The sequence below is a fragment of the Tsuneonella aeria genome (genome assembly GCF_009827495.1).
Lineage (GTDB): Bacteria > Pseudomonadota > Alphaproteobacteria > Sphingomonadales > Sphingomonadaceae > Tsuneonella > Tsuneonella aeria.
On record NZ_WTZA01000001.1, the window covers coordinates 1754331 to 1771486 of the forward strand.

General features: G+C 68.2%; 15 protein-coding genes and 1 tRNA gene. 3 read left to right on the forward strand and 13 right to left on the reverse strand.

What is annotated here, in order from left to right; all coding sequences use genetic code 11:
• Positions 1 to 32: 32 nt before the first annotated feature.
• Complete coding sequence (locus GRI40_RS08560; protein ID WP_160610930.1) at positions 33 to 2492, reverse strand: ligase-associated DNA damage response DEXH box helicase; 2460 nt, start codon at positions 2490 to 2492, stop codon at positions 33 to 35.
• 167 nt (positions 2493 to 2659) lie between these two features.
• On the opposite strand from GRI40_RS08560, the gene GRI40_RS08565 reads away from it, so the two are divergent.
• The gene (locus tag GRI40_RS08565; RefSeq protein ID WP_202390169.1) at positions 2660 to 3574 is read left to right on the forward strand and encodes a BON domain-containing protein; all 915 of its coding nucleotides are present in this window, start codon (positions 2660 to 2662) and stop codon (positions 3572 to 3574) included.
• Between the two features lie 79 nt (positions 3575 to 3653).
• On the opposite strand, the gene pgmG is transcribed toward GRI40_RS08565, so the two are convergent.
• Genes pgmG through GRI40_RS08580 form a run of 3 tightly spaced genes read right to left on the reverse strand, consistent with a single transcriptional unit; the run spans position 3654 to position 6201 of the window.
• Entirely contained in the window at positions 3654 to 5057 is a 1404-nt protein-coding gene (pgmG, locus tag GRI40_RS08570; RefSeq protein ID WP_160610931.1) for a phosphoglucomutase/phosphomannomutase PgmG, read from the reverse strand.
• Between the two features lie 11 nt (positions 5058 to 5068).
• On the reverse strand, positions 5069 to 5356 hold the full coding sequence (locus GRI40_RS08575) for a J domain-containing protein (protein WP_160610932.1): 288 nt from the start codon (positions 5354 to 5356) through the stop codon (positions 5069 to 5071).
• Between the two features lie 23 nt (positions 5357 to 5379).
• Positions 5380 to 6201, reverse strand: coding sequence for a division plane positioning ATPase MipZ (locus GRI40_RS08580; protein WP_160610933.1), 822 nt, complete (start codon positions 6199 to 6201; stop codon positions 5380 to 5382).
• 70 nt (positions 6202 to 6271) lie between these two features.
• On the opposite strand from GRI40_RS08580, the gene panC reads away from it, so the two are divergent.
• Positions 6272 to 7126, forward strand: a complete 855-nt coding sequence (panC, locus tag GRI40_RS08585; protein WP_160610934.1) for a pantoate--beta-alanine ligase — start codon at positions 6272 to 6274, stop codon at positions 7124 to 7126.
• A 103-nt stretch (positions 7127 to 7229) separates the two neighbouring features.
• Here panC and GRI40_RS08590 read toward each other — a convergent pair.
• From GRI40_RS08590 to pepN, 7 genes are all read right to left on the reverse strand, one after another.
• Positions 7230 to 7303, reverse strand: a tRNA-Gly gene (locus GRI40_RS08590).
• A gap of 79 nt (positions 7304 to 7382) precedes the next feature.
• Positions 7383 to 7922, reverse strand: coding sequence for an adenine phosphoribosyltransferase (locus GRI40_RS08595; protein ID WP_160610935.1), 540 nt, complete (start codon positions 7920 to 7922; stop codon positions 7383 to 7385).
• A gap of 22 nt (positions 7923 to 7944) precedes the next feature.
• A complete protein-coding gene (locus tag GRI40_RS08600) occupies positions 7945 to 8823 on the reverse strand; it encodes a cytochrome c1 (protein ID WP_160610936.1) in 879 nt (292 codons plus the stop codon).
• 24 nt (positions 8824 to 8847) lie between these two features.
• A complete protein-coding gene (locus GRI40_RS08605; RefSeq protein ID WP_160610937.1) occupies positions 8848 to 10140 on the reverse strand; it encodes a cytochrome b in 1293 nt (430 codons plus the stop codon).
• Positions 10141 to 10160: 20 nt separating this feature from the next.
• On the reverse strand, positions 10161 to 10733 hold the full coding sequence (petA, locus tag GRI40_RS08610) for a ubiquinol-cytochrome c reductase iron-sulfur subunit (RefSeq protein ID WP_202390171.1): 573 nt from the start codon (positions 10731 to 10733) through the stop codon (positions 10161 to 10163).
• Between the two features lie 219 nt (positions 10734 to 10952).
• Positions 10953 to 11651, reverse strand: coding sequence for a peptidoglycan editing factor PgeF (gene pgeF, locus GRI40_RS08615; protein WP_160611511.1), 699 nt, complete (start codon positions 11649 to 11651; stop codon positions 10953 to 10955).
• A 43-nt stretch (positions 11652 to 11694) separates the two neighbouring features.
• Complete coding sequence (gene pepN / locus GRI40_RS08620; RefSeq protein ID WP_160610938.1) at positions 11695 to 14358, reverse strand: aminopeptidase N; 2664 nt, start codon at positions 14356 to 14358, stop codon at positions 11695 to 11697.
• Positions 14359 to 14412: 54 nt separating this feature from the next.
• Here pepN and GRI40_RS08625 point away from each other — a divergent pair, with 54 nt between their 5' ends.
• The gene (locus GRI40_RS08625; protein ID WP_160610939.1) at positions 14413 to 15189 is read left to right on the forward strand and encodes a Rossmann-fold NAD(P)-binding domain-containing protein; all 777 of its coding nucleotides are present in this window, start codon (positions 14413 to 14415) and stop codon (positions 15187 to 15189) included.
• On the opposite strand, the gene GRI40_RS08630 is transcribed toward GRI40_RS08625, so the two are convergent.
• Both GRI40_RS08630 and GRI40_RS08635 read right to left on the reverse strand, forming a co-directional pair.
• Positions 15186 to 16109, reverse strand: a complete 924-nt coding sequence (locus tag GRI40_RS08630) for a DMT family transporter (protein ID WP_337190528.1) — start codon at positions 16107 to 16109, stop codon at positions 15186 to 15188. The two genes, GRI40_RS08625 and GRI40_RS08630, sit on opposite strands and share 4 nt — an antisense overlap.
• A complete protein-coding gene (locus GRI40_RS08635) occupies positions 16106 to 17113 on the reverse strand; it encodes a threonine aldolase family protein (protein ID WP_160610941.1) in 1008 nt (335 codons plus the stop codon). Before GRI40_RS08635 ends, GRI40_RS08630 begins: the two co-directional genes overlap by 4 nt.
• Between the last annotated feature and the right edge of the window lie 43 nt (positions 17114 to 17156).

Genomic DNA, 17156 nt, shown 5'->3' on the forward strand with positions numbered 1-17156 from the left:
TAAATACCAGCGCCCGTGCATCCCTTCCGCGGCTAGTCACCCTCGATCGAGGCGGTCTCCTCCACCCGCATTGCCTCGGCCGCCAGGCCCTCGGCCTCCAGCAGCAGCACGTCGTCGGCGGCCCCTTCGGGCAGCCGCTCGCGGCCGATCAGCGTCATCACGGGCACGGCGAGCGGACTGACCCGCTCCAGCTCGACGTGCAGCAGTTGATCGGACGCCTTGTCCAGCAGGTCGCCCAGCCGCCCGATGTCGGTCATCAGCACGCGGGCATCGGCCCAGGCCGCTTCCAGCAGCACGTGGTCCGGCTCGTACTTGCGCAGCACATCGTAGATGAGGTCGGTGGAGAACGTGACCTGCTTGCCGGTCTTGCGCTTGCCCGGGTGCTGGCGTTCCACCAACCCGCCGATCACCGCCACTTCGCGGAAGGCGCGGCGGAGGAGGTGCGAGTTCTGCACCCATTCGACGAATTCGTCCTGCAGGATGTCCGGCGAGAGCAGCGGCGCGGGATCCGGGATCGGCTTGAGGCTCCACACCGCCAGGCAATAGTCGTTGGCGTTGAAACCAAGCGGCATCAGTCCGCGGTCCTCCATGCGCTTGGTGATCAGCATGCCCAGCGACTGGTTCGCGTTCCAGCCGATGAAGGTATAGAATACCGCGTAGTGCTTCCTTGCGTGCGGGAAGGTTTCCACCAGCAGCGTCTCGGGGCCCGGCATCTGGCTGCGCCAGTCCTGCACTTCCAGCCATTCGCGGACGTCGTCCGGGAACCGGGCCCAGCCCGCGCGGTCCACCAGCATCTGGCGGACCCGGGTGGCGAGGTGAGTCGTCAACGGCAGTCGCTGGCCGCCATAGCTCGGGATCATGGCGGCCTTCGAACTGGCGCGGACCGTCAGTTCCATATCCTTGATCCGCTCGACCTCCAGGTTCAGGCCGGCGAACTGGAATGTATCTCCCGGTGTCAGCGAAGCGGCGAAGCGTTCTTCCACCTTGCCCAGCGAGCGGCCGTTTCTGAAGCGGACGTCGAGCATTTCGGAATCGACGATGATCCCGGCGTTCAGCCGGTGGCGGGCTGCGTGTTCGGGGTGCGCGAGGCGCCAGCTTCCATCGCTCGTTCGCACGATGCGGCGAAACTTGTCGTAGGCCTTGAGCGCGTACCCGCCGGTGGCGACGAACGCGAGCACGCGTTCCCACACGGCCGCATCGACCCAGGCGTAGGCGAGCGTGGAGCGCACCTCCCTCAGCAGTTCCTCCTCGTTGAACGGCGCGGCGCAGGCGCACGCCATGACGTGCTGGGCCAGAACGTCGAGCCCTCCGGGCCGGAAGTCCTCCCCGTCGCGCTGCCCTTCGTCCACCGCATCCTTGGCGGCGGTTGCCTCGAGGAATTCGAACCGGTTACCGGGGACCAGGATCGCGCGGCTGGGTTGATCGAGCCGATGGTTCGCGCGCCCGATACGCTGCAGCAGGCGGCTGGAGCCCTTGGGCGCGCCCATCTGCACCACGAGGTCGATATCACCCCAGTCGACCCCCAGGTCGAGGCTGGCGGTGGCTACCAGCGCGCGCAGTTCTCCCCGCGCCATCGCCCCTTCCACCTTGCGCCGCGCCTCTTTCGACAGGCTGCCGTGGTGAATGCCGATCGGCAGGGTGTCCTCGTTCACCTCCCACAGCATCTGGAAGATGTATTCCGCCAGGAAGCGCGTGTTGGTGAACACAAGCGTGGTGCGGTTCTGGCGGATCGCCTGATAAAGCTGGGGAATTGCCCACCGCCCGGCGTGGCCGCCCCAGGGCACCCGCTCCTCGATCGGCAAGAGGATCTCGACTTCGGGCGGCGCGCCCTCTTCCCCTTCGACCAGGGCCACGCTGTCGATATCACCCCAGGGGGCGAGCCATTCGCGGAAGCCCTGCGGATTGGCGACCGTTGCCGACAAAGCGGCGCGTTGCATCCGCGGCGCGATTGCCTGGAGGCGGGACAGCGCGAGCGCGAGAAGATCGCCGCGTTTACCGGTCGCGAAGGCGTGCACTTCGTCGATCACCACCCGCCTGAGGCTGGCGAACAGGGTGAAGCTTTCGGGATAGCTGAGCAGGAGCGACAGCGATTCCGGCGTCGTCAACAGGACGTGCGGGGGCTTCTCCCGCTGGCGCCGCTTCCGGTCCGAAGGGGTATCGCCGCTGCGCGTCTCGACGCGGATGGGAAGCCCCATCTCCTCGACCGGCGTCACCAGGTTGCGCTGCACGTCGTGCGCCAGCGCCTTCAGGGGGGAGACGTAAAGGGTATGGATCCCGTCGCCCGGCGGCGCTCCGCGCGATGAGCAGAAGGCCGCGAGCGTCGGCAGGAACCCCGCCAGGGTCTTGCCGGCGCCCGTATCGGCCACGAGCATCGCGTGATGCCCCGCGTCGCTGGCGGCGAGCATCTCGGCCTGGTGCCGCCGCACGCGCCAGCCGCGCCCGGCAAACCAGCCGGCAATCTCGGGCGGGACGATCGATGCACGCTGGGCCATCCATGGGGCAAAGCACGAAGCGGAACAAAGCTCCACAGCGCAACGATATCCAGCCGCCCGGCACACGACACATGCGCCGAACTGCGACGCGGTTGCGCCGAGCCGGGAAACCGACGGCGCGCCCATTGTTTGATTTGATACGAGACACGAACCAAGGAGAGCGAAAAATGGACGACCGCAATCGCAGCGACCGCAACCGCTACAGGCGCGGCCAGCGCGGCGACTATCGTGACCCGTCGCAGTCATACGGCAGCCGCCAGGCCGAACAGTTCGAAGATGACGGCAATTACAGCCAGGATTTCGGCTATGGTGGAGGAAGCCAGATGGGCGAGAGCCGCTGGCGTTCCTATGACGATTCGCAGTCGCGCATGTCCGACCACGGCGCGTGGGGCGGCGGCGGAATGGAGCGCCGCGGCTATGGCGCCCAGCACGACCGGTTCGCGCAAGGCGCCTATGGCGACAGCCACCGCAGCAGCTTCGGTTCCTCGCAGCGTGATCGCGGCATGGGGTGGTCCGGCGGCGGATACGGCGGCGCATACGACGACCGTTCGCGCGCCAGCAGCGCTTATGGCCTGCAAGGCGATAGCGGATACGGCGCGACATACGGCCGGGCGGACAACCGGTCGGTCCACGGCCGCAGCGGGAGCTGGGATGACAGCGGGCATGACCGCGGCTTCTTCGAACGCGCCAGCGACGAGGTGGCGAGCTGGTTCGGCGACGAGGACGCCGCCCGCCGGCGCAAGCAGGACCATCGCGGCAACGGCCCGGCAAACTACAACCGGTCCGACGAGCGCGTGCTGGAGGATGCCTGCGACCGCCTGACCGAAGACTGGACCCTTGACGCGCGCAACATCCAGGTGACGGTGCACGAAGGCGAAGTGACCCTCGATGGCACGGTCGACAGCCGCCAGGCCAAGCGCCGGGCGGAAGACCTGGTCGAAGACCTCTCGGGCGTGAAGCACGTGCAGAACAACCTGCGTGTTCAGACCACAGGCACGTCCGGGTTGGCTTCGAATGAAAGCCCGCGCATGGGCGGCAACGCCGAACTGTCCCGAACGGGTAGCGGCACGGCCGAAAGCTGATCGCACGCTATTTCTGCTAGCGAGAAGGGCCCGCATCGCGCGGGCCCTTTTTTCATTGTCGCCTCGTTTGAAGCAGGCCCTAGTGCCCGGCTTGCGGGCCCCGCTTGAGGCCCGACGCCTCCAGCTGCGCGTCGATCTGCTCCATCAGCCGCGCCAGCCCGGCTTCGTCGGTGCTTTCGGCGCGGGCCACCAGCACGTCCTGCGTGTTCGATGCGCGCAGCAGCCACCACCCGTCGGGCGTTGTGACGCGGACCCCGTCGGTGCCGTCCACGTCTGCGCCGGTGCCGGACAGGCGCGCCTTCACTTCCTCGATCGCGGCGAACTTGCGGCTTTCATCGACCTGGAACCGCAGTTCGGGCGTGTTGACCATCGCCGGCATCGCGCTGCGCAATTCCGTCACCGACTTGCCGAGCCTTGCTGACGCCGCGATCAGCCGAACGCCGGCATAAAGCGCGTCGTCATAGCCGTAATACGTGTCAGCAAAGAAGACGTGGCCGCTCATCTCGCCGGCCAGCGGCGCGCCTGTTTCCTTCATTTTGGACTTAATCAGGCTGTGCCCGGTCTTCCACATCAAGGGCTTGCCGCCGAGTTCCGCCACGCGTTCGAACAGCGCGCGGCTGGCCTTCACATCGGCGATGATCGTCGCGCCGGGCCGTTCGCGAAGCAGGTCTTCGGCATAGATCATCAGGAGCTGATCGCCCCAGATGATGCGGCCTTCCCCGTCGATCGCGCCGATCCGGTCGCCGTCGCCGTCGAAAGCCACTCCGAAGTCGAGGTTCTTCTCGCTGACAAGCCGGCGCAGGTCTTCAAGGTTTTCCGGAACGGTAGGATCAGGATGATGGTTGGGAAAGTTCCCGTCGACTTCGGTGAAGAGAAGATGATGTTCGCCGGGAAGCCGGGCGGCGAGCGCCTCGAGCGCGGGGCCGGCGGCGCCGTTGCCCGCGTCCCAGCCGATCCGAAGTCCGGCCAGCGCTTCGTGGCCGATCCCCTCCAGCCCGGCGACCAGGCGATCGATGTATTCGGCCATGATCTCGCGGCTTTCGACCGAGCCGGAGCCATCCGCCCATTCGCCGGCCTCCGCGCGGCGGCCGATCTCGAGGATGTCGGCCCCGAAGAACGGCCGGCCCTGGGATACCATCTTGAAGCCGTTGTAATTGGCGGGATTGTGGCTGCCAGTTATCTGAATGCCGCCATCTACATCTTCGGCTGAGGCTTCGGCGTAATAGAGCATCGGGGTGGGGCCCATCCCCACGCGCACCACGTCGCATCCGCTGGCGGTGAGCCCTTCGATCAGCGCGTGCTCCAGCATGGGGGAGCTGACGCGGCCGTCGTATCCCACGGCGACCCTGGTCCCCCCCGCTTCCCGCAGCATGGTGGCAAAGCCGCGCCCGATCGCGCGGGCGTCATCCGCGCCCAGGGTTTCGCCGATGATCCCGCGGATATCGTATTCGCGGAGGATAGTGGGATCGAAAGTGTGGCTCACGCGCGTATTCCTCAACTGGATCCGGGTAGCTGCGCCAGCAGCAGGTCGCGCGCCGCATTCACCGCGTGCACCTGTGCGTTCGTGCCCCCCCGATCGGGATGGACTGCGGCAAGCTTGCGGCGGTGAGCCTCCACGATCTCGGCACGCGAAGCGCCTTCGCGCACCGCCAGCAACTGACGCGCTTCGAAAACGGCCAAGCCGCGGGTCGGTTTCGCGGTCAGGTATTCCCATGGCCAGCGGCCCAGGACCACCCGGACGGCGAGCGCGATCAGCGCGGCGAAGAACAGCAGCTTGAGCATCGCCGGCGGGGCTAGCGGTTAAGTCAGGCCAGCGCCAGTTCCGCTTCCCTGGCCGTGCTGGCAGGCAGGTTCAGCGCGGCGACCAGCGCCCGCAGTTCCTGCCGCGCCACCAGGTGGCTGGTCCCGAGTTCGCCGAGATGGCCCTTGTCCAGCAGCGTCAGCCCGCTGGGGAACAGTTCGCGATAGATGACCCGTTCGGACAGGCCGTGCGCCACGCGGAAGCCGACGCGCTTGGACAGTTCCGCCAGCGCGCGTTCGATGCGGGCCATGTTGCGCGCCTCGGTATGGCCGGTGCGGTTGCGCACGACGACCCAGTCCATTTCGCGCCGGTTCTGTTCGATCTGGCTGCGGCTGCGCTTGATGCGGGCTTCCCAGATCAGCTCCGCATAGAAAGACAGGCGCCGCACCTTGAAGGTTTCGGCGTCGACCTGGCCGATGAGGTCGAAATCGACGAAACTGTCGTTGAGCGGGGTGACGAGCGTGTCCGCCTCGGTCGCGGCATGGCGTGCCAGGGGATCGTCGCGCCCCGGGGTGTCGAACACCACGAAGTCGTGACCTTCCGCAAGGTTCGCGACCACGGCCTCCAGTTCCTCCGGGGTTCCGTCCTCGAACACTTCGAACCGGGCGGTGGGCAGGTCGATGCCGCGCCGGGCGGCGGTTTCCTGCCGGTTCTCGAAATAGCGATACAGCGTGCGCTGGCGCGGATCGAGATCGATGGCCGCCACTTTCGCCCCGCGGTAGGCGAGCGCGACGGCGATATGCACCGCTGTGGTCGATTTGCCGGTGCCGCCCTTCTCGTTGGCGAAGACGATGCGATGAGCGGCCTTTGTGGCGGACTTGGTCACGCGTGCATTCCCGTTTGGCCCCCGCTAGGGGCGTTGATCGCAGGGCAGAATAGCTGAGGGACGGGCGGACGTGCAAACGGCGACGACGCTGGAAGTGTTGAGAAAGGCCGTGGCGGGCCTGCGCCAGGATCGTGCGCGTGTCGCTCTCGTGCCCACGATGGGCGCACTGCATGAAGGGCACCTGACCCTGGTACGCGAGGCACGCCGCCATGCCGACGCGGTGGTGGTCTCCATCTTCGTCAACCCGCGGCAGTTCGGGCCCAACGAGGATCTCGACGCTTACCCGCGCCAGCTGGCGGCCGACACCGCGCTGCTGGAGAACGAAGGGGTGGAGCTGCTGTGGGCGCCCGAAGTCGGCGCGATGTACCCGGCGGGGTTCGCCACCAATGTTTCGGTGACGGGCGTGAGCGAGCGGCTGTGCGGCGCGGCACGGCCGGGGCATTTCGACGGGGTGGCGACCGTCGTCTGCAAGCTGTTCAACCAGGTTCGGCCCGATGTGGCGCTGTTCGGCGAAAAGGACTGGCAGCAGCTCGCCGTCATCCGCCGCATGGCGCGCGACCTCGACCTCACCGCGCCGCACGCCGATGCGATCGTGGGCGTGGCGACCGTGCGCGAAGCGGATGGGCTCGCGTTGTCGAGCCGCAACCGGTACCTGACGCCGGAGGCCCGCACCCGGGCGGGCGCGCTGCCCCGCGCGATGCGCCGGGCGATCGTCGCGCTGCTTGCCGGCGCGGATGCAGGTGGCACACTCACCGCAATGGAGGCCGAAATCGTCGCGGCAGGATTTGCCAGCGTCGATTACGCCGATCTTGCCGATGCCGCCACGCTCGCACCTCTCCCCGCGCTCGGGCCGGAGCCTGCCCGGCTGCTCGTCGCCGCCCGCATCGGCGGCACGCGCCTGATCGACAACATGCCAGTCGCCTGAAGCGCGCGCGCGCCGGGACTGCGCGTCTTGGGGGAATCGGCGGAGTGGCCCGAGGCGGCTCGCACGTCGCGGCGATCGAGTGGGTGAAATGGAGCGGGGAAGATGGAGCGGGTAAGGGGAATCGAACCCCTCTAGCTAGCTTGGAAGGCTAGAGCATTACCACTATGCTATACCCGCCCGGACCAGACAATCTGGGCAGCGCGCCGCTTGCCACGCGGTGCCCGCGTGCGTCAACCGGATCGTTGCGCGCCTGGCGTCAGTGGCCGGGAAATTCCATCAACGCCTCGACCGTCAAACCGGCGCTGCGCAGCCGCTCCGCGCCCTGGAGATCGGGCAGGTCGATCACGAACAGCGCCTGGTCGACCGCAGCGCCGGCACGCCGCATCAGTTGCGCGGCCGCAATTGCCGTGCCGCCGGTGGCGATCAGATCGTCGACGATCGCGATGCGCTGGCCAGGGGTGACGGCGGTGGGGTCGATTTCGAGCCGGTCCGTGCCGTATTCCAGCGCATAGTCGATCCCGAGGGTGGCGACCGGGATCTTTCCCGGCTTGCGGATGGGAACGAACCCGATCCCGAGTTCGACCGCCACCGCGGCACCGAAGATGAACCCCCGCGCCTCCATCCCGGCGATGGCATCCGCCCCGCCCGCGCGTGCGCGATGGGCGAGGTGCCGGACGGCGGAGCGCAAGCCCTGCGCGTCGGCGACGAGCGGGGTGATGTCGCGGAACATCACCCCCGGTTCAGGAAAATCGGGCACCGTGCGGACCAGCGCCCGCACCGCTGCGATATCGAGCATGCGGGCTGCCCCGCCGTCGGCCTCAGGCGTGCTTCTTCTTCGGCTTGATCGCGGCCCAGACCTGCCCCTTGGCGAGGTAGGCAAGGATCGTCGCGAACAGCAGGAAGCCCATCACCGGCCAGCCGACCTGGGTCCGCTTCACCTTCTTGGGTTCAGCCGTCCAGGTGAGGAAGGCGGCAACGTCCTTGCTCATCTGGTCCACCGTGGCGCGCGGCTGCCCTTCGGCATAGGTCACCTGGCCTTCGGCCGTGAGCGGCGGCGCCATCGCGATGTTGAGGTTCGCGAAATAGGGGTTGAAATGCGTGTTGGGCGGCGTTGCGAATTCGGGGAATTCGTCGCGCACGTTCTTGCCGCCGATGCTGAAGGTATCGACGTTGCGATAGCCGGTCAGCAGCGAATAGACGTAGTCGGTGCCGTGGTGGCGCGCCTTGGTGATCAGCGAAAGATCGGGCGGGATGGCATTGTTGTTCGCCGCGCCTGCCGCCACCGCGTTGGGATAGGGGGAGGGGAAGTAATCGGTCGGCAGGCCGGGCCGCAGGGTCGCCTCGCCCGTGGCGGGATCGATGCCCGGCACCTGGAAGCCGGCGGCCAGCGCCTTAACTTCGGCTTCGGAATAGCCGAGCGCCGCCATGTCGCGGAACGCCACGAACTTCAGGCTGTGGCACGCCGCGCAGACTTCCTTGTAAACCTGGAAGCCGCGCTGGAGCTGCGCCAGGTCCCAGGTGCCGAAGGGGCCGTCCGACTGCAGGTTCGCCGGGCGGGCCGGCAAGTGGAATTCATGCTCGACGGTCGGCTCCTTGAGCTGTCCGTCGGCGATGACCGTGGCGAGCCCGTTGCCGAGGCCCCAGAGGGCAGCGACACTGAAGAACAGGCCGGCGAGGATTCCGATAAGGCGGATCATTGTCGTTTTCCTTGAACCTGTCGCTTACGTCGCCGGCGTGGCGTTCTCGCCGAGGACGGCCGCCTTGTCTTCGCCCAGCACCGCTTCGGTGATGGAATAGGGCAGCGGCTCCGGTCGCTCGATCATCGAGACGATCGGCAGGATGACGAGGAAGTGGAGGAAGTAGTACGCCGTCGCCAGCTGGCTGAGCATGACGTAGGGCTCTTCCGCCGGCGCGCCGCCGCACCAGAACAGGATCGCCATGGCGACGAGGAACACGTACCAGAACTTGCGGAACAGCGGGCGGTAGTGGCCGCTGCGCACCGGGCCCTTGTCCAGCCACGGCAGGAAGAACCACAGCAGGATCGCGCCGAACATCGCCAGCACGCCCATCAGCTTGGCGGGGATGAAGAAGAAGTCCGCGGTGAAGGCGCGCAGGATGGCGTAGAACGGCCAGAAGTACCATTCGGGCACGATGTGCGCCGGCGTCGAAAGCGGGTTCGCCTCGATGTAGTTGTCCGGGTGGCCCAGCAGGTTGGGGCCGAAGAACAGCAGGCCGCAGTAGATCAGCAGGAACACGCCCAGCCCGAAGCCGTCCTTCGCCGTGTAGTACGGGTGGAACGGCACGGTGTCGCTTTCCTGCTTCACCTCGATCCCGGTCGGGTTCGACGAACCCGGGATGTGCAGCGCCCAGATGTGCAGGATCACCGCGCCCGCGATCACGAACGGCAGCAGGAAGTGCAGGCTGAAGAAGCGGTTGAGCGCGGCGTTGTCGGGCGCGTAACCGCCCAGCAGCCAGACCTGGATCGGCTCGCCCACCACCGGAATGGCGCCGAACAGGCCGGTGATGACCTTGGCCCCCCAGAAGCTCATCTGGCCCCACGGCAGGACATAGCCCATGAACGCGGTGGCCATCATCAGCAGGAATATGACCACGCCGATCAGCCAGATCATCTCGCGCGGGGCCTTGTAGCTCGAATAGAAGAAGCCGCGGAAGATGTGGAGGTAGATCACCACGAAGAACATGCTGGCGCCGTTGGCGTGCGCATAGCGCAGCATCCAGCCCCAGTTGACGTCGCGCATGATGTGTTCGGTCGAGGCGAAGGCCACCGAAGCGTTCGACGCGTAGTGCATCGCCAGGATGACGCCGGTGACGATCTGCAACACCAGGCAGAAACCGGCGAGAACGCCGAAATTCCACATGTAATTGAGGTTGCGCGGCACGGGATAGCCGGCGCCCACCGCGTTGAAGACGAGGCGCGGCAGCGGCAGCTTCTCGTCGAGAAACCGCATGACCGGGTTAACGGGTTCGTATTGCTTGGCCCAGGGGAAGCTCATCGTTCTTGCTCTTTCTCGCCTCAGCCGACCCTGACGACGGTGTCGCTGGTGAACTCGTATTCCGGCACTTCGAGGTTGGTGGGCGCCGGGCCCTTGCGAATGCGCGCGGCGGTATCGTAGTGCGAACCGTGGCAGGGGCAGAAATACCCGCCGAATTCGCCCTTCACCTCGCCCTCGGCGGCGCCCAGCGGCACGCAGCCGAGGTGCGTGCACACGCCCATGGTGATGAGCATGTCCTCATGCCCTTCCTTGGTGCGTTCCTGCAGGGTCTGCGGATCGCGCAGCGAGCCGACGTTGACCGCGTTGGCCGCGGCGATTTCCTGCGGGGTCAGGCGGCGCACGAACAGCGGCTGCTTGCGGAACACCGCCTTGATGGCCTGGCCGGGCTGGATCGTGGAGGTATCGATTTCCGTGCTGCTTTCGGCGAGCACGTCGGCCGAAGGGGCCATCTGGCTGATCAGCGGATAGAGGACGACGACCCCGCCCGCGCCTGCCGCGGCGACCGCCGCCACGTTGATGAAGTCGCGCCGCCGGATCCCGTCGTCGGCCACCGTAACGGTGCCGGGGATCGCGTCGCCAGTCGTGTCAGCCATCAGCCGTGCCTGCCTTGTTATCGTCTTCGCATGCGCCCCGCCGGGAATGGCGAAACGCGTGATATACCTGCCGGTCAATCGCGAGAAACGAAGCTGGAGCCCCTGTCGTCGCGGTTCACCACAAAGGCGCGCGAAACGCCCGCATGGTGCCGGTTTGCGGCGCGCATATACGCAAGACAGAGCCTTGCCAACCGCCATTTGCGGCCCGTTGCGCGGGTTTCAGCGCAGCCCGACCAGCGAGAGTTGACGGCCATATGTCGGCTCGCCGAGATGGGTCGCGCGGCGATAGGAATAGAACAGCGCCGGTTCGGCGTACGTATCCCGCCCCGCGACCTCGGGCGCGCGCACACCCGAATCGACGATGGCACGCGCGACGTAACCCGCCAGATCGAACCACCAGCGGCCCGGCTCGCCTTCGCGGAAGAACGCCGCGTCCCGCTCGGCAAAGGCGGCGCGCATGTCGGTACCCACTTCGTAGCTCGCCTGCCCGATGCAGGGCCCCACGGCGGCGGCGATGTGATCGAGCCGCGCACCCAGCGCGACCATCGCGGCGACCGTGTTGGCGACGACCCCGCCCTGCGCCCCGCGCCAGCCGGCATGCGCCGCGCCGACCACGCCCGCTTCCGCATCGGCGAGGAGCACCGGCGCGCAGTCCGCGGTGAGGATGCCGAGCAGCACGCCCGGCCGGTCCGTCACCATGGCATCCGCGTGCGGCCGCGCGTCGTCGCCCCACGCATCGCGCACCGTCACCACGTCGGCCGAATGGACCTGGTGCAGGCCGATCAGCGCCGCGCCGGGGAGCACGGCATTGGCGGCAAGACGGCGGTTTTCCGCCACGGCCACAGGGTCGTCCCCCGCCCCGAAACCGCAGTTGAGCCCGGCGACCGCGCCGTGCGACACGCCGCCGCGGCGCGACATGAAGCCGTGCGGCACCCCCCGCAGCGCGGGAACGGTGATCGCCTCAACCAAGGGAGCGGCTCACCTGTTCGAAGGTATCGCGCGACAGCCCCGGCTGCCCGGCGATCCGCTCCAGCTCCGCCCGCATGAGCGCGGCGCGCCCCGGCTCTATCCGCCGCCAGCGCCCCAGCGGCGTGACGAAGCGCGCCGCCGTCTGCGCGTTGATGGGATCGAGCGCGATGATGAGATCGGCGATCATCCGGTAGCCTTCGCCGCTTGCCGCGTGGAACGCGTGCGGATTGCCGGCGAACGCCATGTAGAGGCTGCGCACCCGGTTGGGATTGCGCAGGGTGAAATCGGCGTGATGTGCCAGCGCCTTCACATGCTCGATCGCGGCAGGATGCAGCGAACTTGCCTGCAGGCTGAACCACTTGTCGATCACCAGCGCGTTGCCCTGGTAACGGTTGTAGAAGTCGATCAGCGCGTGCGTCCGCTGCGGGGCCGACAGGCCGGTCAGCACCATCAGCGCGCCTTGCCGGTCGGTCATCGTCCGCGCACCGTCATATTGCGCGGCCGCGATCTGCGCGGCGCGATCGGGATTGCCGGCGGCGAGGAACACCAGCACCTGCGTGCGCACCTTGCGGGCGCCGCGCGCGGCCGGGTCCATGCCGGCGACCGCGCCGCTCGTCCGTTCGTAGAGGGGAAGGAGATCGCTTTCGAGGGCGCGCGCCAGCCATGCCTTGAGGCTTTCGCGTTCGGCATGGATGCGGGCTGGGTCGGCGACCAGCAGCGCTTCCGCGATGTAGGTCTGGCTGGGGAGCATCATCAGTTCGCCCCGCATGGCGTCATCGATCCCCGGGTCGTTGAGCACGGCGCGCAGGGCCTCGCCGATCGCGGCGCGTCCGGCCTCGATCGCCTGGTCCGACAGCCCGTCGCCCACGGCCGCGACGAGGTGGCCGAGAACCAGTTCCTGCATCGCTTCATACCGGGCGAACGGATCGTCATCGTGCGCGGCAAGGAACAGGAGATCGTCCGCCGGCATGTCCCGCTCGATCGTGACGGGCGCGGAAAAGCCGCGGTTGATCGACAGGATGGGCCGCTCGGCAAAGCCGGACCAGGAGAAAGTCTCCTCCTCGCCCGCCAGCACGATCAGTTCCTCGCCGCGATGACGGCCGCTTTCGCGGTCGAACAGGGCGAGGCGCAGGGGAATCGGCATCGGCTGCTTGTCAGGCTGGCCGGGCGTGGGCGGTACGGTTTGCCGCAGGCGTAGAGTGGCGGTCTCGCCATCATGGGCGAGCGTGACGTCCACCTTCGGGGTTCCGGCCTGGGAGTACCACAGGCGCATCTGCGCGAGGTCGAGCGCGGCCCCTTCTTCCATCGCGCGGATGAAGTCCTCGCACGTCGCCGCCTCGCCGTCGTGGCGCTCGAAATAGAGGTCGGTGCCGCGGCGAAACCGTTCCGGCCCCGCCATGGTCCGCATCATGCGGATCACCTCGGCTCCCTTGTTGTAGATCGTCGGGGTGTAGAAGTTGCTTATCTCGCGGAAGCTGTCGGGCCGGATGGGGTGCGCCAGCGGGCCGGAATCCTCCGGGAACTGCACGCCGCGCAGCAGGCGCACGTCCTCGATCCGCTTGACCGCTTCGCCCTGCATGTCCTGGCTGAACAGCTGGTCGCGTAGGACGGTGAAGCCTTCCTTCAGCGACAGCTGGAACCAGTCGCGGCAGGTCACGCGGTTGCCCGACCAGTTGTGGAAGTATTCGTGGGCGATCACCCCCTCGATTCCGTCGTAGTCGCCGTCGGTCGCGGTCTCGGGGTCGGCCAGCACGTACTTGGTGTTGAAGACGTTGAGGCCCTTGTTCTCCATCGCGCCCATGTTGAAATCGCCCACGGCGACGATGTTGAACACGTCAAGATCGTATTCCCGGCCGAACACCTCTTCGTCCCAGCGCATCGATTTCTTAAGCGATTCCATCGCGTGCCCGGTGCGTGGAAGGTCTTCGCCGCGGACCCAGATGGCAAGGTCCACGTGGCGCCCGTTCATGGTGGTGAAGCTGTCCTTTCGCGCCACAAGGTTGCCGGCCACCAGGGCGAACAGGTAGCTCGGCTTGGGCCAGGGATCGTGCCATTCGGCCCAGTGCACGGCGCCCTCGCCGCCTTCGGCCACCTTGTTGCCGTTCGACAGGAGTACGGGGAAGGCGTCCTTCGGTCCTTCCATCCGCACGGTATAGGTGCTGAGCACATCCGGCCGGTCGGGGAAGAACGTGATCCGCCGGAACCCTTCCGCCTCGCACTGGGTGCAGAGCATCCCGTTCGACGCATAAAGACCCATGAGCTGGGAATTGGCGGTCGGGGAAATGACCGTCTCGATCCTGAGCGTGTGGGATTCAGCCGGCAACGTGATGACGAGGTCGCCGTCGTCCAGCCACCAGTCGCCCGCCGGCTCGCCGTCGATGGCGACGGAGCGGGGCGAAATGCCGTCGCCGTCGAGGCGGATGGCCGGGGACGGATCGGCCGCAGGATTGCGCTCGAGCGTGAGGGTGGCGACCACCAGCGTCTCTTCGAGGCCGAGGGTGAAGGCGAGGTGCGTCTCGGGCACGAGCCAGGGGAACGGGGCGTAATTCTCACGCCGGATCAGCGGCGGTTCGGCGTCACGCTCGCGGGTGGAGGGCGGCACGTCGGCCATTTCGGGGTTGCCGTCGGGCGTCGATGGGGTGCGGGCAATATCCATGGGGAAGATCGATCCAAGCTTATCGGGCGCGTGTCGAGTCGCTAAACGCACGACATGGGCCATCTGTTCATTTTCGGCTTCGGCTACACGGCCCGCGCGGTCGCGGCGCGGCTGGATGGCTGGACGGTTTCGGCGACCGGGCGGGACGGATCGGTGGACTTCGCGGACGACGATGGCGTGCGCCGCGCCATTGCCGGCGCGAGCCACGTGCTTTCCTGCGTCCCGCCAGCCGACGGCGCCGACCCGGTGCTGGACCGTTACGGCGACGCGCTGGGCGGTCGCTGGATCGGCTATCTCTCCTCCACCGGGGTCTATGGCGATACCGGCGGGGCGTGGGTGGACGAAAGCGCGCCCACAGGCACCGGGCGGCGCAGCGCGCGCAGCGCGGCGGACGCCGCCTGGCTGGAACGCGGCGCGCATGTGTTCCGCCTGCCGGGGATCTACGGCCCCGGGCGCAGCCCGCTCGACCGGGTGCTGGCCGGGACGGCGCATCGCATCGACCTGCCGGGCCAGGTCTTCAGCCGCGTGCACGTGGCGGACATCGCGGATGGCGTGGCGCAGTCCTTCGGCAAGCCCGCCGGCGCCTACAACCTGGCGGACGACCTTCCCGCGAGCGCGAACGCCGTGGTCGATGAAGCCTGCCGCCTTCTCGGCACGCCCCCGCCGCCGCTGCAAGCGCTGGAGGACGCGGGCCTCTCGCCCGCGGCGCGCGGCTTCTACGCGGAAAACCGCCGCATCGCGAACGGCAAGGCCAGGCGGGTGCTCGGCTGGCGGCCGCGCTATCCGACTTATCGCGAAGGCCTGCGCGCGCTGCTTTCAGCCGGCAGCTAGGGGGCGACCTGGCGGGCGCGCAAGGCCACGATCATCCCGGCGGTGGCGAGCGCGGCGCCAGTTATGGCCAGTGCCGACCAGACGTATCCTTCCAGGAGGGTCGAGATCGCCATCGCGATCACCACCACCAGCACACCGTTGTAAGCCGCGCGGCCCGCGCCAAGCTCCCGCACGAGCTGGTAGTACATCGGGAACGTGACGACCGTGCCGGCGATCGCCAGCCACGCGGTGCCCAGCCAGTACGCGGGCGCATCCGGGAACACCGGCGGCCCCGCCACGATCCACGCCGCCGCCACGTCGATCCCCGTGCCGTACAGGATCGCCCAGGCCAGCAGGGTGACGAGCGGCACGCCCCGCCCCGCGGGTCCGGCCTGGATCACGTTGGCGACGGAGGCCACCAGCATGCCGCCCAGCGCGAGCAGGGTGCCGAGCGGCACGTCGGCCCCGCCCATCGGGGCCGCCCGCGCCTCGTTCACCAGCAGGACCGCAATGCCCGCCAGCGCGATGGCGCTGCCCAGGACGAAGCGGCGCGTCACCGTCTGGCCCAGCAGCGCGCGGGCCAGCAGCGCGTTGGGCACGAACATCATCCCGATCAGCAGCGCGACCACGCCCGACGTGAGATGCGCTTCGGACGCGTAGACGAACGTGTAGTTGCCGCAGAACTGGAGCAGGCCCATCGCCATCGCCAGCCCATGGGCGCGGGCCGGCATCGCCAGTGACTTGCGCATCGCGATGGCGAGCGCGAACATCGCCGGGGCCGCCATCGCGAAGCGGTAGGCGATCGACCACTGTCCGGGAACGTCGGTGATCTGCCCCCGGATGACATACCAGGTCGAACCCCAGATCAGTGCCGTCAGGATAAAGGGGATCGCGATGCGCGGCCGCAGCAGCGCGTGCGGCGGGTTGGGATCCTGGCTCACAGCGCGGCGATGGCCCTGGCAAGCGCGGAGGCATCTTCGGCCCGGCTGTTCCATGCGGCGACGAAGCGCGCGGCATCGCTGCCCCAGTCGTAGAAGGCATAGCCCTGCCGCCGCAGGGCTTCACGCTCCGCCGCGCTGACGCGGACGAACACCTCGTTGGCCTCGACCGGATGGAGCAGGCGGTCGGCGCAGGCGCCCGCGATCTCCGCCGCGGCGGCGTTGGCGGCGCGGGCGTTCGCCAGCCACAGGTCGCCGTCCAGCATCGCCAGGATCTGCGCGGCGAGATAGCGCCCCTTGGATTGCAGGTGCCCCGCGCGCTTGCGTCGCCAGCGGGCGAGCGCTGCCGCCTCGCCATCGAAGAACACAATCGCTTCGGCGCCCATGCCGCCGTTCTTGATGAACCCGAAGCTCAGCGCGTCGCACGGCCCGGCGGCCTCGGCGGCAGAGCACCCGAGGAACGCCGCCGCGTTGGCAAAGCGCGCACCGTCCACGTGAAAGCCCAGCCCGCGCGCCTTCGCCAGTTCGCCCAGCGCCGCAAGCTCGCCCGGGCGGTAGGCGCGCCCGTATTCGCTCGCCTGCGTGACGCTGAGGGCGTGCGGCTGCACCCAGTGCACGTCGGGCCGGATCGGGTCGACCACCGCGCGCACGGCATCCGGGGTCAGCCTGGCCCCCTCCCCGTCCGCCAGCAGCAGCTTGGCGCCGTGGAGGAAGAAGCCCGGCGCGCCGCCTTCGTCCATCTCGATATGCGCCTCGCGGTGGCAGACGACCCCGCCGTGGGGCGGGCACATCGTGGCGAGCGCCAGGCAGTTGGCGGCGGTGCCGCTCGCCACCCACAGCGCGTGGGCTTCGCGCCCGAACAGGTCGCTGAACCGCGCGTCGAGCTCCTTCGACAGCGCGTCCCCGTCATAGGGCGGCTGCGCTTCGTCCGCGGCGCGCATCGCGTCCCACACGGCGGGATGCACGGAGGCGGCGTTGTCGGAGAGGAATTGCGCGGTGCGGACCATGGCGGAACGGCCCTAGCGCGGCGCGCGTTGAGCGCAAGAAGGA

Coding starts and splice junctions, on each gene's coding strand:
- pepN (WP_160610938.1), bottom strand. CDS start 14,358: ATGGATATTGCCCGCACCCCATCGACGCCCGACGGCAACCCCGAAATG.
- petA (WP_202390171.1), bottom strand. CDS start 10,733: ATGGCTGACACGACTGGCGACGCGATCCCCGGCACCGTTACGGTGGCC.
- GRI40_RS08575 (WP_160610932.1), bottom strand. CDS start 5,356: ATGCTCAAGCTGCTGTTCTTCGCCGCGCTGATCGCGCTCGCCGTCCGG.
- GRI40_RS08605 (WP_160610937.1), bottom strand. CDS start 10,140: ATGAGCTTCCCCTGGGCCAAGCAATACGAACCCGTTAACCCGGTCATG.
- GRI40_RS08600 (WP_160610936.1), bottom strand. CDS start 8,823: ATGATCCGCCTTATCGGAATCCTCGCCGGCCTGTTCTTCAGTGTCGCT.
- GRI40_RS08595 (WP_160610935.1), bottom strand. CDS start 7,922: ATGCTCGATATCGCAGCGGTGCGGGCGCTGGTCCGCACGGTGCCCGAT.
- GRI40_RS08565 (WP_202390169.1), top strand. CDS start 2,660: ATGGACGACCGCAATCGCAGCGACCGCAACCGCTACAGGCGCGGCCAG.
- pgeF (WP_160611511.1), bottom strand. CDS start 11,651: ATGTCGCGCCGCGGCGGCGTGTCGCACGGCGCGGTCGCCGGGCTCAAC.
- GRI40_RS08560 (WP_160610930.1), bottom strand. CDS start 2,492: ATGGCCCAGCGTGCATCGATCGTCCCGCCCGAGATTGCCGGCTGGTTT.
- GRI40_RS08635 (WP_160610941.1), bottom strand. CDS start 17,113: ATGGTCCGCACCGCGCAATTCCTCTCCGACAACGCCGCCTCCGTGCAT.
- GRI40_RS08625 (WP_160610939.1), top strand. CDS start 14,413: ATGGGCCATCTGTTCATTTTCGGCTTCGGCTACACGGCCCGCGCGGTC.